Raw genomic sequence first — 22939 nt, forward strand, 5'->3', positions numbered from 1 at the left:
CCTATCTGACCATGGCCGAGGGTATCAGGATCGCCGCGCAGTCCTTCAGCACCGACGTCAGTAAGCTCTCCTGCTGCGCCGCGTAACCCTTGTTCCTTCATCACACCAACAACGAAAGCGGGTCACAATGACCGAGAACGACACGCTCGCAGAGCGCCTCACGTCGAGCGAGACCGGGCAGGAAGCCTCTCTCTGGCTGCCGCTGATGAAACTACTTGCCCAAGGCGACCCGGTTGAGGTCAGCACCCTCGCGACGGTGACCGGGCGCAGCGAAGCCGACGTGCAACAGGCGCTGGCCGCGGTTCCCGACATCGAGTACGAGTACGGCCGCATCATCGGCCAGGGCCTCACCCTGCGTCCCACCCCGCACCGCTTCGAGGTCAACGGTGAGCAGCTCTACACCTGGTGCGCACTGGACACCCTGATCTTCCCCACCCTGCTGGACGCGTCAGCGCGGGTCGAGTCCGTTAGCCCCGCAACCGGCGAGCCGATCGCCGTCACCGTCGGCCCCCACGGGGTTCAGTCGGTCTCGCCCGAGACCGCCGTGGTTTCCCTCGTCAATCCCGAGGACATGACCTCGATCCGATCGGCGTTCTGCAACCAGGTGCACTACTTCACGTCCGCCGAGGACGCGCAAACCTGGCTCGAGACACACCCAGGAGGAGAAGTCATGCCCGTGGCCGACGCCTACGCCCTCGGCACCCAAATGGCTCGAACCATGATCGAGAATGCCCAGGAGGGAAGCGGCCCGTCAGGCGCCGACAGCTGCTGCTAGAACACAGGCGGCTCAGCGACCCGACGATCAGCAAGAGCCAGCCGACGCCCAACGGCACCCGAAACGATCAATGACGACAACACAAGGAGTAGCTAATGAGTGAACGTGTCGATGTTGCGGTGCTCGGGATGGGCCCCGGCGGTGAGGTCGCGGCGAGCCGGCTGATGAAGGCTGGCAAGAAGGTTGCCGTGATCGAGCGGGAGCTGATCGGCGGGGAATGCGCCTACTGGGCCTGCGTCCCCTCGAAGACCGTGCTGCGGCCGCCGGAGGCGCAGACCGAGGTCCAGCGAGCGGCCGGAGTCAGCGGTGCGGAGTTGAACTGGTCGGAGACTAGCGACTACCGCGACTACATGATCCGGAACCTCAATGACGCTGGCCAGGTCGAGGGCTACAGCAAGCGAGGTGCCCTCGTCATCAAAGAGGATGCCCGCATCACCGGCCCTGGCCGTATCCAGGCCGGCGAGCAGGAAATACTGGCCGAGCACATCATCATCGCCACCGGTTCCGATGCGGTCGTGCCGCCACTGGAGGGTCTGGAGGACATCACCGCCTGGACGAACCGGGAGACCTACACCGCGACGTCACTGCCCGGCAGTGCCGTAATCGTCGGCGGGAGCGCCGTCGGGGTGGAAACGGCGACGTTCCTCTCCCGGTTCGGTGTGAACGTCACCCTGCTGCAGCGTGGCCCCAGGCTGATCGACCGCGAGGATCCGCGCGTCGGGGAGCTTGCCAAGCACTACCTTCAGAGCGCCGGGGTCGACGTGCGGCTGAACGCGGTGGTCCGAAGAGGGCGCCGCGATGGCGGCGCGAGCGTGATCGAGCTCGAGGACGGCAGCACGGCCACCGGAGACGTCGTGATCTTCGCCACCGGCCGCAGCCCCCGCAGCGGCGGCCTCGGCTTCGAGGACGTCGGCGTCTCGCTCGGTGAGCACGGTCAGGTGCTGGTGGACGACCAGTGCCGGGCGGCCGAGAACATCTGGGCGATCGGCGATGTGACCGGGGTCATGCCGTTCACCCATGTGGCGAAGTACCAGGGCCGCATCGCCGCCGAGGCGATCCTCGGCGGGACGCGGAAAGCGTTCTACGACGGCATCCCTCGCGTCGTGTTCGGGGAGCCGGAGATCGCCGCGGTGGGGCTCACCCAGCAGCAGTCCGATCACGCCGGTTTGCACACCACAGCCACCGAGCTCGACCTCGCCGACGCAATCACCCGGCCCTGGACTTACGAGAAGGACCCCGTCGGCAACCTCGGGCTCCTGGTCGATACCGAGGCGAAGGTGCTGGTCGGCGCCTGGGCCGTCGCACCCTTGGCCGGGGAGTGGATCCACCACGCCTCGCTCGCCATCCGGGCACGGATACCGCTAGACACCCTCCGCGACCAGGTCGCCCAATACCCCACCTACAACGAGGCCTACCTCGCCGCCCTCGACCACATCAAGGCCTGAGCTCGTGCGCGGGAGGGGCGGTCTGAAGAGCTGCCCGAGCTGGTTTCGTTCCCTCAAGAGCCGTGAAAAGATCAGCGTGAAGATCCCAGGAGCGATCGAAGACGTACTCACCGCGTAAGTCGGCGGCTACGTCGGCACGAAAGTTGCGGAGCCGGTGAGCACCAAGCTCAACGAAGTGCAGCCAAGCAGGCCCCGGCCGATGGAGGACGCTGTCCGACCCGGGGGCAACTGATCGCCGACGACATGGTGACACCGACGGCCGGCTTCAGCGCCCCGAATCGCGCCTACCGCTGGTCACCCACCTGCACGGTTTCCTCGCCCACCAAGTCTTCGGCCTCGCTGCCGTGGTCACCCTGCGAAGCCATCTAGCCACACGGTGGCGCCGCCGCTGAGACTGTCGGATCGGCCACTTGGAGCGACGTCCGGGCCCCGCGGCTACGCGCACGCCAGGCGGGCCGAATTCGGACCGTCCGAGCGGTGTGGACGGAATTCCGGGTCGGTGTCGAACTGTCGGCGCTCTTGCATGATGCGGTCAGTAGCCGCTCGGCCAGGCGAACCTGGGGGGCAACCGGACTGTTGCCGCCGTGGGTCACGATGATAGCGATGTCCTCCTTGCTTGACAGCGCGCCGCCTGCCGGCGGTCGTTGTTCGATAGCATCGATCTCCTCGGTCCCTCGTCCAGCGCGGCCACCGTCCCACGGCGGCCTCGAATTTCCCGGCTGCGATTACCGTGATCGCGGCTCGTCATCGTCGGCCGTCACTGTGTTCCGGGATCGGTTCCGCGCGCGGACGAGAATTGCGCTGATCAAGATGACCGCGACCGCGGCCAGGGCGGAGCCGGTGACCAGACCTATGTTGCTGCTGAGGAAAGCGGTCATAGCGGAGGAAATGCGGCTGCCGGTCGTGGCCAGGCTCTCATTCGCGCCCCCGGCGACCAACGCAGGTGCCCAATAGGCGACGAGGTAGATCCCGGACAGCAGCAGCACCGCCCCGGCGATCCGGGGCACATACCTTGCGGTGCGGTGCAGGATCCGCGCCAGCAGGCCGCTGGCCAGGGCCGAGGACAGAGCCAAGAGCACCAGCACCATCGCCGCTCCGGCTGCGTACGCGGCGAACACCACCACCAGGCCGACCGCGCTGCCAGCTGCCAGAGCCTGGCCGATCACCGCAAGCAGCACCGCGAGGGTGCAGGACAGGGACGCCACCCCGTACGCGGCACCAAAGGCGAGCATCGCGCTCGGGCCGCGTCCTTGCCGAGCGATCCGGCTGGAGTTCATGGTGAACCCGACGTGCCGGCCGGCGAGCAAAGCGGTGCCAAGCCCGACAAGCAGCACACCGACCAGCACTGCTACCCACGGCACCGCTCCGATCAGGCTGCGCATTCCAAGTGCGACCAGCAGCCCGGCCACGCTCAGCACTTCGGCGAATCCGGCGCTGACCAGCAGCCCGGCTCCGAGCCCGACCAGCGCACGCCGTACGAGGCTCTGCTGCGCGCCGGGTTCGTCGCGGCCAATGTAGTAGGCGAGGAACGCGGGCAGCATCGCGAATCCGCACGGGTTCACCGTCGACAGCATGCCCGCCGCGAAGGCGAAAGCGAAGGTACCCAACACGCCTCCTATGAGCCCGCGGCCGCGATGGCCTGGGCCGTCTGGGCCGCTGAGGGGTCCACCCCGCGGTAGACCACCCGCCCGGCTTTATCCAGCACCATCGTCAACCCGAGCGCGTCCACGTTAAACCGCTTCAGCAGGGTCCCGTCGTCGCGTACCACCGACAACGGCGGATTCCCGACGTCCTGCATGAACCCGTTGATTATGTTCACCGGCTCGCCGGGGTCCAGATCGACCGCGACGGCCTGCACCCCCGAGCCAGCCTTCGCCACACCCGCCCCGACGGACTTCGCGCCCGTCACGCAACTCGAACACGAGGCGGTGAAGAAGTAAAACAGAGCCGGCTTGTTGTTCGGCACCGTCAAATTCGTCCCGGACACCGTCCGCACCGTCGTGGACGGGAACGAGGACCCGGCAGCTGAGCCACCCGACGGGCCCGTTGCCGCGCCCGGCGACGTCTGCGCTCCGCACCCGGTAAGCAGCAACGCCACCGCGATCCCTGCCAAGGCGACGGCGAAACCACGACCTCGACGGCTTCGCAACAGGCTGGATCCCGAACCGCGCCTCACTTGCGCGCCGCCCGCTGGCGCCGCTCCTTATTCGGCGGCACCACTGCAGGGCTCGGCACAGCACAGCAGTCGTCAACCATCACTGGCAACACCTGCTCACCAGCACCCTCGCGGCCTGCGCTGTTGGTTTCCGCTGAACGGGCGGCCGAACGACGCCGCGCCCGAAGCACCGTGTACACCACGGCGGCGGCCATCACCAGGGCCGCCACAGCCAAGACCGGCCAGCTGCCCAGCACTCCACCAACCAACGCGAGTCCACCCGCCGCGATCAGCGCCGGGCCGCCGCAACACGCAACTGCCAGCCCCACCGCGCCGATGGCGATCAACGCCACGCTCATCCCGCCTCCACGATTCTCGGACATCGCACTCTCCATCCACGGTCAGACAATCCCGGCCATACCCGACCGGTCTGTATTCATCTTTCACGTTTCCCTATAGGGGAATGTCAACCCACCGGGCGCGAGCTGCTGCTGCTCTGCGCTGGTCATCCTCACATCCATCGAGGTGCGGGCTACAGTGCGGGAGGCCGGCCTTAGCAGATGAACCCTTGGAAGCGGTGATCGCTCGGGAAGAGGCCGTCCGTCTCGCCCGTCGCGTTCACGAACTCACCGAGCAGCTGGCAGCGAACCTGAATCGCATGACCGGACTGATTCAGACCAGCCCCGCCGCTCCGCTTCTTCAGATCACCGGGGTTGGGCCGGTCACCGCTGCAATCGTGCTCACCGCGTGGTCCCACCCCGGCAGGGTGCGCTCCGAGGCCGCCTTCGCTGCCCTCGCCGGCGTCAGCCCCATCCCCGCATCCTCGGGCAACACCACCAGGCATCGTCTCAATCGCGGAGGCGACCGACGTCTCAACAGGGCGCTCCACACGGCCGTGCTCGTCCGCATGGTCCACGACCCCGAAACCCGCGCCTACGTCGAAAACAGGCTCCAGGAAGGACGCAGCCGACGCGAGATCCGACGGGCACTGAAACGCTACCTCGCCCGAAGCGTTTATCGATCACTCAACGCGCTCCACCAGCCAGTGCTGACGACTTGACAGATATAGAAGCGTCGACCCGGCACTGCGCTCCGCTCCCGTTCACCCTCGATCCCCTTGCCAGACAGGCGAACAAGAACAGTTGAAGGGATCCCAGAACCATGAGCGACACCACCACCGTTGCGGGCACCATCGAACACCTCGACCCACACGCCCTGATCATCGAAACCAACGTGCGCCCCTCCGCACCCATCACCCCCGCGTTCGTGCAGAGCATCCGCGAGAACGGCGTTCTCACCCCGGTCCTCGGGCATCGAAGCGACGACGGCCAGGTGACCGTCCGAGCTGGACAGCGCAGGGTGTTCGCCGCCCGCGAAGCATGACTTGCCACCATTCCCGTCTACCTGGTGGAGGCTGACGAGGTGACCGCGGAGCGGATCGTGCAGCAGATGGTCGAGAACGACCAGCGCGAAGCCCTCACCGACGGCGACCGGGCCGCCGCCTTCCAACAACTCGCATTCGAAGGACTCAGCGTCACCGCGATCGCCCGACGCACCGGCACCAAGCAGAAGGAGGTCAAGACCGCACTCGCGGTGGTCGAGAACCAGGTGGCGGCGAGCGCAATCCAGGAGCACCAGCTGACCCTGGATCAGGCGGTCGTGCTGATCGAGTTCGACGGCGACGACGAAATCCGCAACGACCTCATCCAGGTCGCCACCACCGACCCAGCCCAGTTCGCGCACGCGGCCCAGCGGGCACGCGACGACAAAGCCCGCGCCAAGACCAAGGCGGATGCGGAAGCCGACCTGGCGGGACGTGGCTACCTAATCCTCGACGCGAACCCCGGCTACTACGACACCGAGTACACGCGCATCAGCGAACTCCTCACCGCCGATGACCAACGCGTTACCGTCGAGCACATCGAGAACCTGGACGGGCGAGCGGCCTTCGTGCGTGTCTACGCGGACGGCGACGCCACCATCAGCTACTTTCTCCGGGACGCGAGAGCGGCAGGCTTCCACACCTACGGCGGTACCCCGTCCAAGTCGGGGCCGATGACCGACGAGGAGAAGGCCCAACGGCGCATCCTGATCGCGAACAACAAGGCGTGGGCGTCCGCTGAGATCGTCCGCCGCGAATGGCTCGCCACGCTGCTGTCCCGGAAGGCTCTGCCCAAGGACGCGGCGGTCGTGATCGCCAAGGGTCTGACCGTCCACCGGCAGGCGATCAGCACCGCCACCCGTGAGGGCAACGAGCTCGCCCACCAGTTGCTCGGCCTGGAGCCCTCCGGCTACTTCGAGAACGACAAGCTCGTCGCGTTGCTTGAGCAGACCCCGGCAAAAGCGCAGCATGTCGCGCTGGCGGTCGTCCTCGGGGCGTGCGAGTCGGTCACGAGCAAGCAGACCTGGCGGTACCCCTCCCCCACCGATAAGGACTACTTCACCCAGCTCGCCGCGTGGGGCTACAACCTCAGCGATGTCGAGCAGATCGCGACAGTAGGCGAGGCCGTCCAGACGGCAGAAGAAGCTGGGGCGGTCAGCTCGGACCCTGGCGTGAGCGACTGATCCTGCCGGAGGGAAGCGGGCCTGCGCACCAGGCCCGCTTCTCGCTTGCGCTGTCAGGACAGTTCGCGAGTCGCCGCTTGCACCGTCGACGGCCCGACCACTGGACCTCCGCGCTGGGATACCCGGTTGAAGGCGACGAACGGCACACACGCCGTCTCAGCCGTGAGCGCCGCCAGACGGCCGATCGGTGTGCGGGGATCGGCGGCGATCGCCCATCCATCGACTGCGTACCGGCTCACCGTCTCGACGCACTCCCGCTTCTCCTCCGCCGAGGGGCTCGTCGAGCCGACCACCCCGACCAGACCGCCCCGCAGTTCCGGACCCATGTTTCTCGTATCGATGGCGAATACCCGCATCCTGATCACTCCCCTGGTTGATCGTTTTGTTTGCCTTTCCGGCGGGGAGATCAGTGGCGAGTGGGAGGTGCGCAGTGCCGGGACCGTGGAATACCGGACTGGAGCGAAGCGGAAGGAGGATATGCCGCGAAAGCCCGGCACGGAAGCACCGGGAACGAGCTACGATCGGGCGGCGGAAAGACACACAAAGCTCTGGGAACAGCGCCGCCGGGGGCGGCTCCTCCCGTCGTTGCCCGAGCGGTATCGCACGAGGGGGCCATCCAGTCGATCTCCGACGCCCGTCACCGACTTATTTCTCCGAGATCGGCTGGTCACAACGGCACCGGTCGACCACCGAGGCGGGAGTATCCCTTGCGCGAGCGGTTCGATGGCCGGCCGACCCGAACGGCGCGGCCATCGAACCATGCGCGCTGACAACCGGCTGGGGGGAGGCGGCGTCAGATGCGTGCCACCATACCCGGAGGTTCGCTAAGAATCCACCAAGGTCAGGGCCGCCATGAAAGCTGCCAGCCTTAGTTGACCTGGATTAGGGGACTTCCGAAAGAGTTCGCGTTCTCCATCACGGGTGCGCGAGCTCATCCGCGACCGCGGTCTGCGCCTGGGCGTGCGTGCCCAGCCCGTGCGCGGCGAGATAATGCTCCGCATCTAGGGCGGCAGCGCAGCCGGTGCCCGCTGCTGTGATGGCCTGCCGGTAGCGACGGTCGACGAGGTCGCCGCACGCGAATACGCCGGGCAGGTTCGTCTCGGTGGTCGGATGCTGAACCTTCACGTAACCGTCGGCGTCCAGATCGATCTGACCCGCGACCAATGCGCTGCGCGGGTCGTGACCGATCGCCACGAACAGGCCGGTCGCATCCAGGGTGCCCGGCTCGCCCGTGACGGTGTCGCGAACAGTGAGCCCGTTCAGCTTGTCGTCACCGTGGGCTTCGGCGATCTGGGTGTTCCAGCGGATACTGATCTTGGGGTTCTCTTGCGCCCGATCCTGCATGATCTTCGATGCGCGCAAGGCATCACGCCGGTGGATGAGGGTTACCGAGTTGGCGAACCGGGTGAGGAACATGGCCTCCTCCAGCGCCGAGTCGCCGCCGCCGGCGACCGCGATGTCCTGATTCTTGAAGAACGCGCCGTCGCAGGTGGCGCACCAAGATATCCCGTACCCGGAGAGCCGATCCTCTCCCTCGATGCCGAGCTTGCGGTGCGCCGACCCCATCGCAAGGACCACGACGTGTGCCTCGTACACGGTTCCGCTTCCGGTGGAGATCGTCTTGATCTCGCCCGTCAGGTCGACCGCGGTCGCATCGTCGTAGACGAGCCGGGCGCCGAAGCGCTCGGCCTGCTGCCGCAGGCTCTCCATCAGGTCCGGGCCCTGGATGCCGTCAATGAAGCCGGGAAAGTTCTCGACCTCGGTGGTGTTCATCAGCGCCCCGCCGATCTCGACCGAGCTGGTCAGCACGATCGGGTCAAGGCCGGCGCGGGCCAGGTAGATCGCGGCGGTGTATCCGGCGGGGCCGGAACCGATGACGACGACGTTCTCGACGCTCACGCGGGCGTGACCTCCAGGCTCTTCAGCAGCTCGCGCACGTGCTGCTCCACCTCGGCTCGGATCACCCGCACAGCCTCGACCGGCTGGCCCTGCGGATCAGCGAGCTCCCAATTCTGGTAGCGCTTGCCGGGGTAGATCGGGCAGGCGTCGCCGCAGCCCATCGTGACAACGACGTCTGCGGCCTGCACGACATCGTCGGTCAGCGGCTTCGGGAACTCGCGACTCATGTCCAGCCCGAGCTCCGCCATCACCTCGACCACAGCTGGATTCAGTTCGTACGCGGGCATCGACCCCGCGGAGCGGACGTGGACGCGTCCTCCGGAAAGAGACTCGGTGAGGACCGCCGCCATCTGTGAACGCCCAGCGTTCTGCTCACACACGAACAGCACCTCTGGCCAGATCACCGGCAGCGCACCCTTCGCTTGCGCCAGGGCGGTCAGCCGCTCCGTCGCGAAGTGGATCGTGCGCGTCGTCAGATGCGCCTTGACCTTCGCGGTGCGTAGCAGCGCGGTGTAGGACTCGAGGACATACCGCTCCACCGTCTCCCGGTTGAACACCCCGTCGAACTTGGCGGCCAGATCGTCGGCGAGCCGACGCAGGTACGCCTCCGGATAGGCCAGCTCAGGCTGGCTACGGCGCCCCGTTGCGTCGATAGTCATGATCGTCACACCACCGCGGGCAGGAGCTCAGCGAGCAGGTTCTCGACGCGCTGCTTGATGTCGTCGCGGATCGGGCGGACCTCGTCCACCGGGCGCCCGGCGGGGTCGGTGAGCTCCCAGTCCTCGTACCGCTTCCCCGGGAAGATCGGGCAAGTGTCGCCACAGCCCATCGTGATCACGACATCGGACTCCTTCACCGCAGCGGTGGTGAGGATCTTCGGCTGCTCGCCCGCGATGTCGATACCCTCCTCGGCCATGACCTGAACCGCGACCGGGTTGATCTGGTCCTTCGGCTCCGAACCGGCGGACAGTACCTCGACGCGGCCTCCGGAGAGCTCACGCATGAACCCGGCGGCCATCTGGGAGCGGCCGGCGTTGTGGATGCAGACGAACAGGACGGTGGGCTTGGTATCAGTCATGGTTCTCCTCGGTTCTCAACGATCTTCGTTAAGCATAGATGTAGGTCAATGCTTTTTCCAGTCGTCTATCGCCGAATTCGGCAATCGTTCACTTTTCGATCCGCTCGAGAAGGTCGCGGACGCGACCCTCGATGTCGTTTCGGATCTCGCGGACGCGGGCGATCGGTTGCCCGACGGGGTCGGGGATGTCCCAGTCCAGGTATTCGCGGCCCGGGTAGATGGGGCAGGCGTCACCACAGCCCATGGTGATCACGTAGTCGGCTGCGCGGACCGCCTCGTCGGTGAGCGGCTTGGGGAACTCGCCGCCGAGCGGGGTGCCGATCTCGTCGAGCACGGTGACGATCGTGGAGCGCACGGCCTCCGCCGGCTCCGAGCCGGCCGTACGGACGATGACCCGGTCGCCGGCGAGCTGGCGCAGGATCGCAGAGGCGAGCTGGGAGCGGCCGGCGTTCTGCACACAGACGAACAGCACCTCCGGCACGGTGTGGGTGGTTTCGTCGGCCCGTAGGAGCGCGTCGAGCCGATCGATCGTGAAGCTGCTGGTCTGGGACGCTCGGGTCGGGTGCGAGCCCGCACGCTCGCCCAGCATCCGGTAGCTGTCCTGCACGTACGAGCTGACGATGTCCGGTGCCAGTACCCCTCGGTATCGCGTGGTCAGGTCGGCGACGATGCGCTCCAGCGCCGCCGCGTCGTCGCGTGTCTCGCCGTCGCGGACCAGGTTGGCGACGCGGTCGAGCTGGGAGGGCGTGATCGAATACCACGCCGTGCGGCCGATCTGTTCGCGCTCGACCAGTCCCTCGTTCTTGAGCATCCGCAAGTGGTGAGACACGGTCGGTTGCGTGAGCCCGAGGGTCTCGGCCATGCGGGTCACCGACCCCCGGCCCTCCTCGGAATCGAGGATGATCCGGAGGAGGGCGGCGCGGGTGGGATCGCTGATGCGCTTGAGGCTCTGCAGGTCCGGGCTAACCGCTTGCGCTCCGCTCATAGATGGGAGTCTATGCGCGAGAATTGTGCAATGAACGTAATCGTGCTCCACATCGATGACTGCCCGAATTGGGTAGAGGCGTCCGACCGAGTTCGAGCAGCTCTTGACCTCGTGCGGCCGACGGCGCATCTGGAGACGCGAACGGTGACCACCCCCGACGAAGCAACGGTGCTCGGATTCGCGGGCTCGCCCACGATCCTTGTGGACGGACAGGATCTGTTCGACGGCATCCCCACCGACGCTCTCGCCTGTCGCGTGTACCGGACGCCAGAGGGCCTTGCGGGAGCTCCGACGACTGGAATGATCATCGAAGCCCTCCGCGAGAAGGGCACTGCTTAGGAGCAGCAGGACGACCCGCTCGCGCCGGTCGAGCACACGCCTGTGGCCGGGAGCACCAGTTGCACGTTGCGTGCCGACGCGATGTCGCCGGCGAGGTAGGCGGTGATGGATCGGACCTGCTCGTATCCGGTGGCGAGGAGGAACGTCGGGGCGCGTCCGTAGGACTTCATCCCGGCGAGGAAGAAGTTCGGCTCGGGCTGCTGCAACTCGGCGAACCCGTGGGGCTCGACCGTGCCGCAGGAGTGGATGTTCGGGTCGATCAGCGGCGCCAGCCGGACGGGAGCCTCCACGATCTCGTCCAGGTCGAGCCGGATCTCGCGCAGCATGTCGAGGTCGGGCCGGAACCCGGTCGCGTTCACCACGATGTCGGTGTCGTGCTCGACCCGCTCGCCCGCTCGCTGGCCGATCAGCTTGACGCCGTTCTCGGTTGCGGCGAGGCGAAGGATTTCGAACCGGTCGATCTGCTGGATGGCGCCGGTGGCGATGAGACGGTCGACGCGCTTGCCGATAGCGGCGCGCTCGATCAGCTGGTCGTCATCCGAGGTGGTGACCCGGACGGCGCTCGCGTTGCGGATCAGCCAGGTGATCCGCGTTTCCGGCACCTCACGCTTAAGGGCGGCGAGGTTCAGGAGGGTGTTGGCGGCGGAGTGTCCAGCGCCGACGACGGTGACGCGCTTGCCGGCGAACCGGGCGCGCTCGCGCCCGACCACATCCGGCAGCGCGTGCGAGACGTGCCCGGCGACCGCCGGCAGCCCGAGAGGGTCGAGTCCGGACGAGGCGAGGCTGTTCGGGGTCAGGTAGGTGCCGGATGCGTCGATGACGGCGCGGGCCGTGACCTCCCGCACGCCGTCCGCATCGCTGATGCGCAGCAGGAAGGGGGTGTCGGCGCGGCCGGTGCTCCGGGTGCGATCCATGCCCTCGCGACTGACGTCGGTGACGGTGACGCCGTAACGGATGTGCGGACGGATCGAGTCGATTGCAGCCAGCGGCGCCAGGTAGTCATCCAGGAACTGGCCGCCGGTGGGCAGCTGCTTCTCGTCGGGACTCGCCCACCCTGTTTCAGCCAGGAGCCGAGCGGCGGCCGGGTCCACCAGCATCTTCCACGGCGAGAAGAAACGGATATGCCCCCACTGGGAGACGGTGTGGCCGGACGTGTCGCCGGTCTCATAGATCTCGAACGGGATGCCCCGTTCGACCAAGTGGGCGGCGGCCGCGAGCCCGATCGGCCCGGCGCCGATGATCGCCACCGGGAGCCCGTCGAGGCGGCTGCTGCGGATCGTGGGGACGGTCAGGTCGACGAGAGTCATCCCTCATTCTCCATTCATTGAAGGTTTTCGATTTACAGTGTGCCTGCTTCATCGAAATCTGTCAATGTACGGCTAGACTAGTCGCATGGCCGTTCTCGAAGCACTCCCGATCACACCCGTGAACGCCTGCTGCACTCCTGTGACGAGCGAGACCCTCTCCCTCGACGAGGCGGAGTCGATGGCGGCGGCGTTCAAGGCTCTCGGCGACCCGACCCGACTTCGCCTGCTCTCGATCGTGGCCAACTCGGAGGGCCAGGAAGCGTGCGTCTGCGATCTGACCGAACCGATCGGGCTCAGCCAGCCGACGGTGTCACATCACCTCAAGCTTCTGCTCGACGCGGGCTACATCACCCGGTCGAAGCGTGGCACCTGGTCGTACTACAAGCTCGTCCCAGGAAGCCTGGAGCGCGTGTCGAAGGTCCTCACGACAGCGCTCTAACCGAGTGGCCCGACCGTCGTGCGCTATGCGCTCCGCGTCAGGTGTGCGGCGAGGGAGCCGACCCGGCGTGCGATCTCGTCGAAGGCAGCCTCGAACGCTTTCGAGCTGCCGTCCGGCACCGGATCGGGAATCGACCAATGAGCGTCGCCGTACCCGAGCTCCTCGTGCGCTCGGTCACAGACCGTGACGACATAGTCACCAACCTCGACGACATCCGCGTACAGCTTCGGTCGTCCCGCCAGAACGACACCATGTCGCGCCGCGACCTGCACCGCACCCACCGCGACCCCGGGCGCCGGGTGCGTCCCCGCGGAAAGGGCCGGGACATCGCTGGAGCGCGACCAGAGCGCCTCCGCCAACTGAGACCGCGCCGAGTTCGCCGTGCACACGAACACGACCCGACGCGCGGCATCATCCGCAGACGGCCCCAGCGCAGTGAGCGCGGCCGGCCGCAGGCGCACGTACGTCCTGCGGCGATCGCCCTCCGAACGCTCGCGCACGATGATGCCTTCACGCTCCAGGACCGCAAGGTGGTGCGCGAGCAGATTGGTGGAGACCGCCAGCTGCGCGACGAGCTCTCCCGGAGTCAGATCGCCGAGCACGAGAAGGTCCACGATTCGCAGACGCAGGGGATCCGCCAGAGCCGCGTGCAACGCGGCTCGCGTCTCCAACGGATTTCGCCCAGTGTTCATTACCTCAATGTTGACTGAGGTATCTCCTACCGGTCAAGATGAAGCCAATGAACACGCGCCTTCTCTCTCGCCTGCTCGCCGAATTCCTCGGAACCGGACTGCTCGTCACGGTCGTCGTCGGCTCCGGGATCGCCGCCAGCCGCCTCTCTCACGACACCGGCCTGCAGCTGCTCGAGAACAGCATCGCCACCGCCCTCGGCCTCGCCGTGCTGATCCTCTTGTTCGGCCCCGTCTCCGGAGCCCACTTCAACCCGGTCGTCTCACTTGTCGACTGGATCGTCGGCCGCTCCGCCCGCAACGGACTGACCCTCGCCGAGGCGGGGGCATACATCCTCGCGCAGGTCGTCGGCGCCATCGGCGGAGCCCTACTCGCCAACGCGATGTTCGAGCTGCCCACGCACGTCGCCACCACCGAGCGGGTCACTGCCGGGACGCTCATCGGCGAAGTCGTCGCGACGGCCGGGCTCATCATGCTGATCCTCGCGCTGGCGCGATCCGGCCGCAGCGCCGCTGCCGCCCCCGCGATCGGCGCCTACATCGGCGCCGCCTACTGGTTCACCAGCTCCACCTCGTTCGCGAACCCCGCCGTTACGATCGGCCGGATCTTCTCCGACTCGTTCGCCGGGATCGCCCCGGCGTCCGTCCTCCCCTTCATCGCCGCCCAACTCGTCGGCGCCGCCATCGACGTCGGACTCACCCTGGCGCTATTCCGCTCGGAGAAGGTCTTGGCCGAGGCCGCAGCGGACGTCGTCATCCCGCAGACCACCGATCGCTGAACGGAACCATCCCATGCATCTCGTCGCCATCGGCGGCAGCGACGCCGGAATCTCCGCCGCGCTGCGCGCCCGCGAACTCGACCCGGCGACTGACGTCACCGTCGTCGTCGCCGACGAATACCCGAACTTCTCCATCTGCGGCATCCCGTACTACTTCTCCGGTGACGTGCGCCCGTGGCAGTCGCTCGCCCACAGGACCCACGCCGACCTCGAGGCGACCGGGATGTCACTCAGGCTCAACACACTCGCCACCGGCATCGACGTCGCGGGTCAGCGATTGAACGTCCGGGCGGCGGACGGAACCGAGTCCGTGATCGGCTACGACGAGCTGATCGTCGGCACCGGCGCGCTCCCCTCGCACGCGGGCATAACCGGACTCGACCAGCTCACCCCCGCCGATGGGCTGCACGTCATCCACTCGATGGGCGACACCTTCGCCCTGGACCGCGACCTAGAAGCACGCGACCCGCGCACCGCGATCATCATCGGCGCCGGCTACGTCGGTCTCGAGATGGCCGAGGGATTCAGCGCGCGCGGCATCGACGTCACCGTCCTGCAGCGCGGACCCGAAGTCCTCTCCACCCTCGACCCGGAACTCGGCTCCTCCGTCCACGAGGAGCTGACCAGCCACGGCGTGCACGTGCGCACCCGCACCGTGGTTCGCTCGGTCGAGAAGGACACCGACGGTTTGCTTGTCCGCGCCGACCACGACGGCCAGCCCGTCAACCTGCGAGCCGACATCGTGCTCGCTGTTGTCGGTGTCCGCCCGAACACTCAGCTCCTGGAATCCGCCGGAGCCACCCTCGGCGCCGGCCGCGCGGTCGTCGTCGACGAGCAGATGCGAACCGGCCTGCCCCACGTCTACGCGGCCGGCGACGGGGTCGTCACCCACCACCGGCTGCTCGGGGTCACCTATCTCCCGCTCGGGACGACCGCGCACAAGCAGGGACGCGTGGCCGGGGAGAACGCAATCGGTGGCGACGCCCGCTTCGCCGGCTCGGTCGGAACACAGGTCGTCAAGGTCTTCGACCTCGTCGCCGCGCGAACCGGTCTTCGCGACCACGAAGCGCACGCCGCCGGCTTCCAGAGCGTCACCACCCAGACCACCGCCGACGACCACAAGCGCTACTACCCGGGCGCCCAGCCGATCAGCATCCGCATCACCGGAGACGCCGACAACGGACGCCTCCTCGGCGCTCAACTCGTCGGCCGCCTCGGCACCGAGACCGCCAAGCGCGTCGACACCTACGCGACGGCGCTGTTCGCCGGCCTCACCGTGCAGCAGATCAGCGACCTCGACCTCTCCTACACGCCGCCACTCGGCTCACCGTGGGATGCCGTCCAGGCGGCGACCCAAGCCTGGACACGAGCCACCATCGAAACCGAGATCACGGTATGAACGACGCCCCCACCGTCCTCTTCCTCTGCACCCACAACGCCGGCCGGTCGCAGCTTGGATCCCACCTCTTCCGTCGCGTCGCCGGCGATCGCGCCCACGCCACCAGCGCCGGCACAGCACCGGCCGACGGGCCAAGCCAGCCTGTGGTTCAGGCTCTCGCCGAGCTCGGTATCGACAGCTCCGACGCGCAGCCTCGAGCGGTGACGGTAGAGGACCTTGCGGCCGCTGACATCGTCGTGGCCATGAAGCCCGGGCTCGAGCTCCCCGGCCCTGTGGCGGGTCAGTTCGTGCAGTGGGAGTTCCCCGACCCGGCGACCTGGGACCTCGACGGCGTTCGGGAGCTCCGGGGCACGATCTTGGTGCAGGTCGAGGAGCTGGTGGAATGGGTGGCACCCGCTGAAGAATGATCCGGTGACGACTCTGGGAAGCACGGCAGCCGAATGATCATTCGCACGCTCACGCTCGCGGACTGGTCCGAGGTCGAGCGGATCTACGTCGAGGGGATCGCGACGGGCAACGCCACGTTCGAGTCGGAGCCTCCATCGTGGGAGCAATTCGACGCGAGCAAACTGCAGGTTGGGCGACTTGTCGCGGTCGATGAAGGCGGCGTCGCCGGCTGGGCAGCCGTGTCTCCGGTCTCCTTACGCGAGGTCTACCGGGGCGTCGTCGAACACTCCGTGTACGTTGCCGACCGCGCGCGCGGCCACGGACTTGGACGGCTGCTCCTGGACGAGCTGATCAACGCGTGCGACAACGCGGGCATCTGGACGATCCAGTCGAGCATCTTCCGCGAGAACACCGCCAGCCTCCGTCTCCACGAGCAGGTCGGCTTCCGAGTGGTCGGACATCGCGAACGCATCGCCCTGATGACCTACGGGCCGTGGGCCGGGCAATGGCGCGACACCATCCTCATCGAGCGGCGACGGGAACAGTAGTCCGCACCCCCTTGCGCAGCGCTACCCTGAGCGCACCGGAGGGAGGCCTCTCATGCGCACGGAACCCCTGCTCGGACTGGACGTAGCCTCGCTCTCCGCCGTCTTCCTCGCCCTGCTCGGAATCCACGTCGCGGCGGCTCTGGTCGCAATCGCGAGTGGGCTGGTTGCCATGTTCAGCCGAAAAGGCTCCGGCCGGCACGTTGTCAGTGGCCGGTTCTACTTCGGAGCGATTCTGATCGTCTTCGCTTCCGCGTGCGCGATGTCCGCCTTCCGGTGGCCCGCCGATCTGCCCCTTGTTGCGGCGGGTGCCGTCGCTGCCGTCGCGGCCTCCTTCGGGTTCATCTACCGTCGGCTCCACCGACCCGGCAACGCTCCACACATCATCGCCATGGGAGTCTCCTACGTCGCCATGCTGACCGCGTTCTACGTCGACAACGGACCCCAGCTCCCCCTTTGGCGCCTGCTGCCCTCGTGGTTGTTCTGGTTTCTTCCCGCGATCGTCGGGGCTCCGCTCATCATCCGCGCCGTGCTCAAGCACCGCCACCTCAGTTCCGACAGTGACAACCCGAGTATCAGGAATCCCGCGTGACGGGTCGCCGTGCCAGTGTGCCAACGCCCAGGTCGCTGGCCGCGGCGGTCGTCACGGAAGGAATCAGTCGAACCCTCAACGAGAAACGTCAGCGCGGTCTCCGCGCCAGAACACAGCTATCCAAAAACCGCAGCGCCGACACACGTACACGTCATTGCGCTCACCAAGCGCGTGAACCTGACGCCGGAGCCGCTCCCGGCCGCAGCAGGAGCACTCCACTGACTCATTGGTCGACATAGTTCACGATAACTCCGTGACACCGCTCCCGGTATGCGCGCAGATTTCTTCGCGGGTCACCGTCCTGGGCGCTTAAAGCCGTATCGTGCGTGGTGGTTGTCGGCGTGAAACGCTCGTGTTCGTGTTCACCTTCCTGTGCGACACTCGGCGCGTGGCGAAAGACGTATCCGACGAAGACACCATCCAGCAGGTAACTGAACGCCTCCAGGCGAAGTTCCCGGACATGTCCCGGGAAGAGATCGAGAACGCCACGCGCGCCGAGTTCGACGACTTCGTCGGCCGACCGGTGAAGGACTACCTGGCCATTCTGGTTGAGCGCTCTACGAAGAAGAGGCTGAAGAAATCGGCCAACGCGAAGGACTGACTGCCGAAACCCGTCAGCCCGGGGCCGATCTACCAACTTCCTCCTTTGCTGCCTGCCTTGTCCCTCCCGTGGGCGTCAGACACATGGATCATCGGCAGCGCTTGAGTTCAACGCCGCCCTAAGTCGCCATCCCATTTGCCGTCTACCTGCGTGATCGGATCGCACAACTCAGGGGACGTTGATAGAGCTCGCCCACGCAGGGTTGACTCAGGTACGAGTTTCTGCGCGGAGCCGACTACGTCGGCGCGAGCCGTGTCTTCTCCCCGCTCCGGCCTGCGATCGTAACGGCCTCCGGCTGCTCCGCGACCGACCCTCACTATTTGCAGACTCCGTCGCTGCGCTCCTCCACTTAGCAACCGCTCCTGCCGGTCACTGCTCAGCCTCCACCCGTTCTTGATCTTCGTGCCGGGACGGCGAGAAAGACGAGTGGACAAAGGAGCAACCGACATGACGCACACGACCATCACCCGATCCGCGGAGGCACGCCAGACGGAAGCAGAGGCACTGCACGCGTCGATCCTGGAGCAAGTCCAACAACTCGCCGACAGCGGCCAGTGGCGGGCATTCCTCGAGTTCGCCCGCTCCTTCCACAACTACAGCCTGAACAACCTCCTGCTGATCCTCGCCCAGAACCCCGACGCGACCATGGTCGCCGGTTTCCGGCAATGGCAGGCCAAGGGGCGCCAGGTCCGTAAGGGTGAGAAGTCGATCAAGATCTTCGGATACCGCGAGCGGAAGACCGAGACCGCTGCCGACGATGAGACCCCAGCCGACGACGAGCGTGTGGTCCGATACTTCCCGACTCTGTCCGTATTCGACATCGCACAGACCGACCCGATCGAGGGAGCCGACCCGGTCCCGAGTGATCCTACTCACCGACTCGTCGGCGACGACGACCACGGAGTCATTGCTCCGCTGACCGCTCACCTTGAGTCCCGGGGATGGAGGGTTAGCCGCGAACCGTTGGCCGATGCGAGCGGATACACGGACCCCGAGACGCTGCGCGTGATCCTTGCGGAAGGTATCAGCGTCGAGCAGTCCGCGAAGACTCTGATTCACGAGACGGCGCACATTGAGCTCCGCCATATCGACAGCGTCGAGGAGTACCGCCTGCACCGCGGACGCATGGAGGTCGAGGCTGAGTCGGTCGCCTTCGTGGTCGCAGGCCTGTGCGGCTTCGACACCAGCGCGTACAGCATCGGCTACATCGCCGGATGGAGCGACGAAGACGTCACCATGATTCGCGAGTCGGCTACGCGAGTCCTCGCGGCGGTTCACGACATCGTGGGGATGCTCGACCAGTAATCGCGACCGGACGAAAAGAACCCCGACCCAACTTGAGTGGGTCGGGGTTCTTTCGCGCTCGGGGGCGCGAAGTGCGGGCCGGCGGAAGAGGCGGCAAATGTTGAGCGGGAGAGATGGCCGTGACAAGAAAAGGACGAGACGAAGGGACGAGAAGCAACGAATGAAACCAAGGCGAAGGAGACCAACGAGAGAACGAGACCAGAAACGAGAGAGAACGATAAAGACGACAAGCCAAAGGGAAAAGAGCGAATGCACGTAGGCACTCTTCGAGTGTGCGCGCTCCGTGCGCGCCAAAAAGCGCGCGTAACCGGAAGTTCTAAGTGTGAGAGGTGGAGTGGCGCGCTGGAAGCGCGGGCAGGCGGCCCAGGGGGTCAAGCAGGCGGTGCACTACGCGTTCGGCGGCGTCTGCGACGCGACGCTGACGGCCAAGACCGCCGATGGCGCACTGGCCGCCGCGGGCTATGCGGACGCCGTGATGACCCGGTACATCGTTGAGAACGGCGCGATCCGTGACGACCTCCTCACCCGGTCCCAACTGAAGGATTGGGTCGATGGTGTCGACCCTCTGACGGGTGAGCGTCGGGGTCGGGATCTGGAGTCGCCGGTCGCGGATCTGATTTTGGATGCGACGATCAACGCACCGAAGTCGTTCTCGATCGCGGCGATGCTGGACCACGAGTTGGCGGCAGCGTACGAGGATCTGCAGGACCGGTTGCGGGACCGGATCATCAAGCTGTGGCAGACCGAGCTCAACGCCCGCCGCGGAAAGCAAGGTGCTATCCGAGAAGACCTCGCCCGCATCGAGGTCGTCGAGTTGCGACACGAACGGTCCCGCTCACTGGACCCTCATAAGCACCGCCACCTGTGGCTGAACGTCAAGGTCGAAGGACTCGACGGGAAGTGGTCCAACGTCGACACTCGCGTCGCGCTCCGGTTCCAGAACATCGTGAACGCCGAAGGCGACCTCGCCTGCAAGACCGACCCAGCATGGGTCGCTGCTCTCGCGTCGAAGGGCTTCACGCTGAATTCGGACGGGGAGATCGCGCAGCTGCAGCATCTGGTGCGGCCGCTGTCGAAGCGGTCCGCTCAGATCGAGTCCAACAAGGCTGCCCATCTTCGCCAGTGGAGGGAACAGCACGCGGACGAGGAGCCATCCGCCTCCGTCCTGAACCAGATCGATCAGTGGGCATGGGCGGCTGGCCGGCCGAACAAGCCGGGGCAGCTGGACGAGAACGATTGGGCGTCCGTTGTACTGACCGAACTCCTAAACGCCGACCCGCAACTCGTACAGCCACGAGGCGCGAAGGTGGCGCGCCCGATCGCCATCGAGGACCTGGACATCGAGCTTCTAGCGGCCAAGGCGATCGTCGATGCGGACGGTCGATCGACCGGGACGGGAGGACGATTCAGCGACATGGACGTCCGGGCAGGAGCCATCCGAGCGATCGCAGCATCAGGCGTAATCAATGATCGGACCCAGCTAGGTGTGGTCGTCGACGAAGTTACTGCCTACGCCGCCAGCACATACACGGTGACACTGCTGTCAGAGGCCAGCACTCCCCCACACATCAAGAGCCGGATGGCCATTGCCACTGCAACTCTCAAGGCCACAGTCGCGCATCGCACAGAGTCCCTCGCTACGCCTGGCACCGTGCCTTCCGTAGGGGAGATGACCGAAGTAGCGAAAGCCATAGATCCCAACCGCGCGCTGGACGAAGGGCAACTGGAGGGCGCCTCCTCGATCGCAGGTTCCGACCGAGTCGTGACGATCTCCGGTGCCGCTGGCACAGGCAAGACGACGATGCTCAAGGTGGCCGGAGCGGCTCTGCGTCGTGGCGGTCGAGCCATGATCATCGTCGCGCCAACGAAGAAGGCTTCCGCGGTCGCTGGACGCGAAACCGGGAGCGAGTCGTCATCTCTCCATCAGTTGCTATACGACTACGGATGGCGATGGATCAGCAATCCAGCCGGTGCCACCGAGTGGTCATGCCTAACGATCGGCGAGCTCGATCCGTCGACGGGTATGCCCTACGTCGGTCCGCGCATCGGCGTTCGACCGGGAGACCGTATCGTGGTTGACGAAGCTGGAATGCTTGACCTCGAGGCAGCGAACGCCCTGCTCGACGTCGTCGCCCGCACCGGCGCTTGCGTCGCCCTCGTCGGAGACCAGCATCAAGCTCTTCCGGTCGGTCACTCGGGCGCCATGGCCCTCTTCTGGCGACGCGCAACCCGCCAGGTCGAGCTCTTGACTATCCATCGATTCAAAGACCCAGCGTGGGCCAACCTGAGTCTTCGACTTCGGCAACCAGATGACCTAAAGGAAGCCGGTCATACGGCCGACGAATTGATCAACACGGGACACGTAGTGCTCTCAAACAGCCAGACTGACGCGCACGATGCCCTCGTAAGTGCCTGGTTTGAAGCCTCCCGAGAGCGACAGTCCATCGCCATAGTCTCCGCGACCCACGCCGAGGCGCAATCGGTGAGCGAGGCCATTCAGGCTCGCCGGATCTCGGTCGGCGAGGTCGACACCAGCGCAGCCGTTTCGGGTCAGGCCGGACAGGCGATCTTTGTCGGCGATGTCGTCCAAACGCGACGGAACGACAGCACGATGGACGTACAGAATCGCCAGAACTGGACGGTGAAGAACGTGACTGCGCAACATGTCATGTTGGCGTCCGCAAACGACTCGACAGATCTGCGAATGATCGATCACGAGTATGCAGGAACCCACCTCCACTTGGCATACGCCACGACCGTTTACGGCGTGCAGGGCGAGACAACGGACCGATCTATAGTCGGCCCTGGCGTCGACGGCGCCGGCCTGTATGTAGGAATGACGAGAGGCACGTCCAGCAACCTAGCGGTAGTCGTAGCTCCCACCGAGGCGTCGGCTCGGGCTCAGCTAGTCGAGACCATGCAACGGCAACCTGTGGAGGAGACGATCGAGATCTCTAGGGCCGCCGCACGAGCCGAATTCAACCGCGCGGCTCGTTCTCAAACGGGGCCCGCTACGAGCGTCTCGCCTCTCAGCTCTACAGGCCGTGCCCTGCACTAACCGGAACAGCTATCCCACAAGTCCACTCGCGAGTATCTGCCGACCAACAGCATTCGCGCCATCCAAAGCGCCCGTTCGTGGGTCGAAACGAAGCAGACCCACCGTTAGATTGTCTGCTCGGTCTTGTACCGTTGGGAAAACACCTCCCCTGAGGAAAACAAGTGATGAGCGGCCATCAACCGACCCGACGGCTGCAGCGCGCTCGACAACACCAAGGTCAAGATTTCCTCTGCGGCTTTGAACCCATGCAAGATACCGCGAGCTGTACAAATCACAAATGTCGGTGGCGGAGCCTTCCGCCACAACAACGTCGACTGCGCCCAGGTAGGCCATCCACTGGCGGCAGATCTCTACCGCTTCGCGTCCGGTAGCTCCGGACGGCGCTGGCGCTGGCGCATCGAGACTCATGTCACCAGTGTCCACCAGACCACGGCGGTTGGTGCGGTTCCGACCGGAAGGGCCATCCCCGGCAGCCGACCTTGGGAGCCAATAGCATCGATGAGTGATACCTTCGCTTCTCCCGCTCGCGCCCTTACTCATCTACTGGCACCCGGAGTGACGATGCGGCCATCCGTCCGATCATTTGTCCCAAATCGA

General features: G+C 66.1%; 24 protein-coding genes and 1 pseudogene. 15 read left to right on the forward strand and 10 right to left on the reverse strand.

What is annotated here, in order from left to right:
- The first annotated feature begins 127 nt into the window (after window positions 1–127).
- Both merB and FHX33_RS09845 read left to right on the forward strand, forming a co-directional pair.
- Window positions 128–775, forward strand: coding sequence for an organomercurial lyase MerB (gene merB / locus FHX33_RS09840; protein ID WP_021763756.1), 648 nt, complete (start codon window positions 128–130; stop codon window positions 773–775).
- 95 nt (window positions 776–870) lie between these two features.
- Window positions 871–2220: a dihydrolipoyl dehydrogenase family protein gene (locus FHX33_RS09845; RefSeq protein ID WP_021763755.1), complete on the forward strand. Its 1350-nt coding sequence runs from the start codon at window positions 871–873 to the stop codon at window positions 2218–2220.
- Window positions 2221–2945: 725 nt separating this feature from the next.
- On the opposite strand, the gene FHX33_RS09850 is transcribed toward FHX33_RS09845, so the two are convergent.
- From FHX33_RS09850 to FHX33_RS09860, 3 genes are all read right to left on the reverse strand, one after another.
- Window positions 2946–3830 carry a cytochrome c biogenesis CcdA family protein gene (locus FHX33_RS09850; RefSeq protein WP_338092018.1) on the reverse strand — a complete coding sequence of 295 codons (885 nt, stop codon included), beginning with the start codon at window positions 3828–3830 and terminating at the stop codon, window positions 2946–2948.
- Window positions 3831–3835: 5 nt separating this feature from the next.
- The gene (locus FHX33_RS09855) at window positions 3836–4207 is read right to left on the reverse strand and encodes a TlpA family protein disulfide reductase (RefSeq protein WP_168688435.1); all 372 of its coding nucleotides are present in this window, start codon (window positions 4205–4207) and stop codon (window positions 3836–3838) included.
- A 185-nt stretch (window positions 4208–4392) separates the two neighbouring features.
- Entirely contained in the window at window positions 4393–4734 is a 342-nt protein-coding gene (locus FHX33_RS09860) for a hypothetical protein (protein ID WP_051337006.1), read from the reverse strand.
- A gap of 200 nt (window positions 4735–4934) precedes the next feature.
- On the opposite strand from FHX33_RS09860, the pseudogene FHX33_RS09865 reads away from it, so the two are divergent.
- From FHX33_RS09865 to FHX33_RS09875, 3 genes and pseudogenes are all read left to right on the forward strand, one after another.
- Window positions 4935–5435, forward strand: a pseudogene (locus FHX33_RS09865) (IS110 family transposase); the annotation flags it as partial.
- Between the two features lie 101 nt (window positions 5436–5536).
- On the forward strand, window positions 5537–5758 hold the full coding sequence (locus tag FHX33_RS09870; protein ID WP_168688433.1) for a ParB N-terminal domain-containing protein: 222 nt from the start codon (window positions 5537–5539) through the stop codon (window positions 5756–5758).
- A 66-nt stretch (window positions 5759–5824) separates the two neighbouring features.
- Window positions 5825–6940: a chromosome partitioning protein gene (locus FHX33_RS09875; protein ID WP_221209560.1), complete on the forward strand. Its 1116-nt coding sequence runs from the start codon at window positions 5825–5827 to the stop codon at window positions 6938–6940.
- Window positions 6941–6993: 53 nt separating this feature from the next.
- On the opposite strand, the gene FHX33_RS09880 is transcribed toward FHX33_RS09875, so the two are convergent.
- The 5 genes from FHX33_RS09880 to FHX33_RS09900 all read right to left on the reverse strand — a co-directional run bounded on the left by FHX33_RS09880 (window position 6994) and on the right by FHX33_RS09900 (window position 10902).
- Window positions 6994–7266, reverse strand: a complete 273-nt coding sequence (locus FHX33_RS09880; protein WP_155829196.1) for a hypothetical protein — start codon at window positions 7264–7266, stop codon at window positions 6994–6996.
- Window positions 7267–7855: 589 nt separating this feature from the next.
- Window positions 7856–8839, reverse strand: coding sequence for a thioredoxin-disulfide reductase (trxB, locus tag FHX33_RS09885; RefSeq protein ID WP_021765552.1), 984 nt, complete (start codon window positions 8837–8839; stop codon window positions 7856–7858).
- Window positions 8836–9498, reverse strand: coding sequence for an arsenate reductase/protein-tyrosine-phosphatase family protein (locus FHX33_RS09890; protein ID WP_039924270.1), 663 nt, complete (start codon window positions 9496–9498; stop codon window positions 8836–8838). The genes trxB and FHX33_RS09890 overlap by 4 nt, the downstream gene beginning before the upstream one ends.
- 5 nt (window positions 9499–9503) lie before the next feature.
- Window positions 9504–9917: an arsenate reductase ArsC gene (locus FHX33_RS09895; protein ID WP_021765550.1), complete on the reverse strand. Its 414-nt coding sequence runs from the start codon at window positions 9915–9917 to the stop codon at window positions 9504–9506.
- An 88-nt stretch (window positions 9918–10005) separates the two neighbouring features.
- Complete coding sequence (locus FHX33_RS09900; protein WP_021765549.1) at window positions 10006–10902, reverse strand: metalloregulator ArsR/SmtB family transcription factor; 897 nt, start codon at window positions 10900–10902, stop codon at window positions 10006–10008.
- A 30-nt stretch (window positions 10903–10932) separates the two neighbouring features.
- On the opposite strand from FHX33_RS09900, the gene FHX33_RS09905 reads away from it, so the two are divergent.
- A complete protein-coding gene (locus tag FHX33_RS09905; RefSeq protein ID WP_021765548.1) occupies window positions 10933–11241 on the forward strand; it encodes a hypothetical protein in 309 nt (102 codons plus the stop codon).
- Here the strand turns inward: FHX33_RS09905 and FHX33_RS09910 are convergent.
- Complete coding sequence (locus FHX33_RS09910; RefSeq protein ID WP_021765547.1) at window positions 11238–12548, reverse strand: NAD(P)-binding domain-containing protein; 1311 nt, start codon at window positions 12546–12548, stop codon at window positions 11238–11240. The two genes, FHX33_RS09905 and FHX33_RS09910, sit on opposite strands and share 4 nt — an antisense overlap.
- An 85-nt stretch (window positions 12549–12633) precedes the next feature.
- Between FHX33_RS09910 and FHX33_RS09915 the strand changes: the two genes are divergently transcribed.
- Entirely contained in the window at window positions 12634–12987 is a 354-nt protein-coding gene (locus tag FHX33_RS09915) for an ArsR/SmtB family transcription factor (RefSeq protein WP_021765546.1), read from the forward strand.
- Between the two features lie 23 nt (window positions 12988–13010).
- Here the strand turns inward: FHX33_RS09915 and FHX33_RS09920 are convergent, their stop codons facing one another.
- Window positions 13011–13679, reverse strand: coding sequence for an arsenate reductase/protein-tyrosine-phosphatase family protein (locus FHX33_RS09920; protein ID WP_039924259.1), 669 nt, complete (start codon window positions 13677–13679; stop codon window positions 13011–13013).
- Between the two features lie 47 nt (window positions 13680–13726).
- Between FHX33_RS09920 and FHX33_RS09925 the strand changes: the two genes are divergently transcribed.
- The 8 genes from FHX33_RS09925 to FHX33_RS09960 all read left to right on the forward strand — a co-directional run bounded on the left by FHX33_RS09925 (window position 13727) and on the right by FHX33_RS09960 (window position 22342).
- Window positions 13727–14455, forward strand: a complete 729-nt coding sequence (locus FHX33_RS09925; protein WP_021765544.1) for an aquaporin — start codon at window positions 13727–13729, stop codon at window positions 14453–14455.
- A gap of 13 nt (window positions 14456–14468) precedes the next feature.
- Window positions 14469–15854 (forward strand): FAD-dependent oxidoreductase, encoded by a 1386-nt coding sequence (locus tag FHX33_RS09930; RefSeq protein WP_021765543.1) that lies wholly within the window; start codon window positions 14469–14471, stop codon window positions 15852–15854.
- On the forward strand, window positions 15851–16261 hold the full coding sequence (locus tag FHX33_RS09935; RefSeq protein WP_021765542.1) for an arsenate-mycothiol transferase ArsC: 411 nt from the start codon (window positions 15851–15853) through the stop codon (window positions 16259–16261). Before FHX33_RS09930 ends, FHX33_RS09935 begins: the two co-directional genes overlap by 4 nt.
- Window positions 16262–16294: 33 nt before the next feature.
- The gene (locus FHX33_RS09940) at window positions 16295–16789 is read left to right on the forward strand and encodes a GNAT family N-acetyltransferase (protein WP_021765541.1); all 495 of its coding nucleotides are present in this window, start codon (window positions 16295–16297) and stop codon (window positions 16787–16789) included.
- Window positions 16790–16841: 52 nt separating this feature from the next.
- Entirely contained in the window at window positions 16842–17378 is a 537-nt protein-coding gene (locus FHX33_RS09945) for a DUF2306 domain-containing protein (protein ID WP_051337076.1), read from the forward strand.
- Window positions 17379–17736: 358 nt separating this feature from the next.
- A complete protein-coding gene (locus tag FHX33_RS09950; protein WP_155829193.1) occupies window positions 17737–17979 on the forward strand; it encodes a three-helix bundle dimerization domain-containing protein in 243 nt (80 codons plus the stop codon).
- Between the two features lie 447 nt (window positions 17980–18426).
- Window positions 18427–19284 carry an ArdC-like ssDNA-binding domain-containing protein gene (locus tag FHX33_RS09955; RefSeq protein ID WP_168688430.1) on the forward strand — a complete coding sequence of 286 codons (858 nt, stop codon included), beginning with the start codon at window positions 18427–18429 and terminating at the stop codon, window positions 19282–19284.
- Between the two features lie 334 nt (window positions 19285–19618).
- Complete coding sequence (locus FHX33_RS09960; RefSeq protein ID WP_247597253.1) at window positions 19619–22342, forward strand: AAA family ATPase; 2724 nt, start codon at window positions 19619–19621, stop codon at window positions 22340–22342.
- Window positions 22343–22939: the final 597 nt, after the last annotated feature.

Origin of the sequence: Leifsonia aquatica (assembly GCF_014190775.1) — a bacterium.
Classification (GTDB): Bacteria; Actinomycetota; Actinomycetes; order Actinomycetales; family Microbacteriaceae; genus Leifsonia; species Leifsonia aquatica.

Coding starts and splice junctions, on each gene's coding strand:
- FHX33_RS09880 (WP_155829196.1), bottom strand. CDS start 7,266: ATGGGTCCGGAACTGCGGGGCGGTCTGGTCGGGGTGGTCGGCTCGACG.
- FHX33_RS09915 (WP_021765546.1), top strand. CDS start 12,634: ATGGCCGTTCTCGAAGCACTCCCGATCACACCCGTGAACGCCTGCTGC.
- FHX33_RS09900 (WP_021765549.1), bottom strand. CDS start 10,902: ATGAGCGGAGCGCAAGCGGTTAGCCCGGACCTGCAGAGCCTCAAGCGC.
- FHX33_RS09845 (WP_021763755.1), top strand. CDS start 871: ATGAGTGAACGTGTCGATGTTGCGGTGCTCGGGATGGGCCCCGGCGGT.
- FHX33_RS09905 (WP_021765548.1), top strand. CDS start 10,933: ATGAACGTAATCGTGCTCCACATCGATGACTGCCCGAATTGGGTAGAG.
- FHX33_RS09955 (WP_168688430.1), top strand. CDS start 18,427: ATGACGCACACGACCATCACCCGATCCGCGGAGGCACGCCAGACGGAA.
- FHX33_RS09925 (WP_021765544.1), top strand. CDS start 13,727: ATGAACACGCGCCTTCTCTCTCGCCTGCTCGCCGAATTCCTCGGAACC.
- merB (WP_021763756.1), top strand. CDS start 128: ATGACCGAGAACGACACGCTCGCAGAGCGCCTCACGTCGAGCGAGACC.
- FHX33_RS09930 (WP_021765543.1), top strand. CDS start 14,469: ATGCATCTCGTCGCCATCGGCGGCAGCGACGCCGGAATCTCCGCCGCG.
- FHX33_RS09875 (WP_221209560.1), top strand. CDS start 5,825: ATGGTCGAGAACGACCAGCGCGAAGCCCTCACCGACGGCGACCGGGCC.
- FHX33_RS09895 (WP_021765550.1), bottom strand. CDS start 9,917: ATGACTGATACCAAGCCCACCGTCCTGTTCGTCTGCATCCACAACGCC.
- FHX33_RS09910 (WP_021765547.1), bottom strand. CDS start 12,548: ATGACTCTCGTCGACCTGACCGTCCCCACGATCCGCAGCAGCCGCCTC.
- FHX33_RS09940 (WP_021765541.1), top strand. CDS start 16,295: ATGATCATTCGCACGCTCACGCTCGCGGACTGGTCCGAGGTCGAGCGG.
- FHX33_RS09935 (WP_021765542.1), top strand. CDS start 15,851: ATGAACGACGCCCCCACCGTCCTCTTCCTCTGCACCCACAACGCCGGC.
- FHX33_RS09860 (WP_051337006.1), bottom strand. CDS start 4,734: ATGAGCGTGGCGTTGATCGCCATCGGCGCGGTGGGGCTGGCAGTTGCG.
- FHX33_RS09945 (WP_051337076.1), top strand. CDS start 16,842: ATGCGCACGGAACCCCTGCTCGGACTGGACGTAGCCTCGCTCTCCGCC.
- FHX33_RS09920 (WP_039924259.1), bottom strand. CDS start 13,679: ATGAACACTGGGCGAAATCCGTTGGAGACGCGAGCCGCGTTGCACGCG.
- FHX33_RS09890 (WP_039924270.1), bottom strand. CDS start 9,498: ATGACTATCGACGCAACGGGGCGCCGTAGCCAGCCTGAGCTGGCCTAT.
- FHX33_RS09870 (WP_168688433.1), top strand. CDS start 5,537: ATGAGCGACACCACCACCGTTGCGGGCACCATCGAACACCTCGACCCA.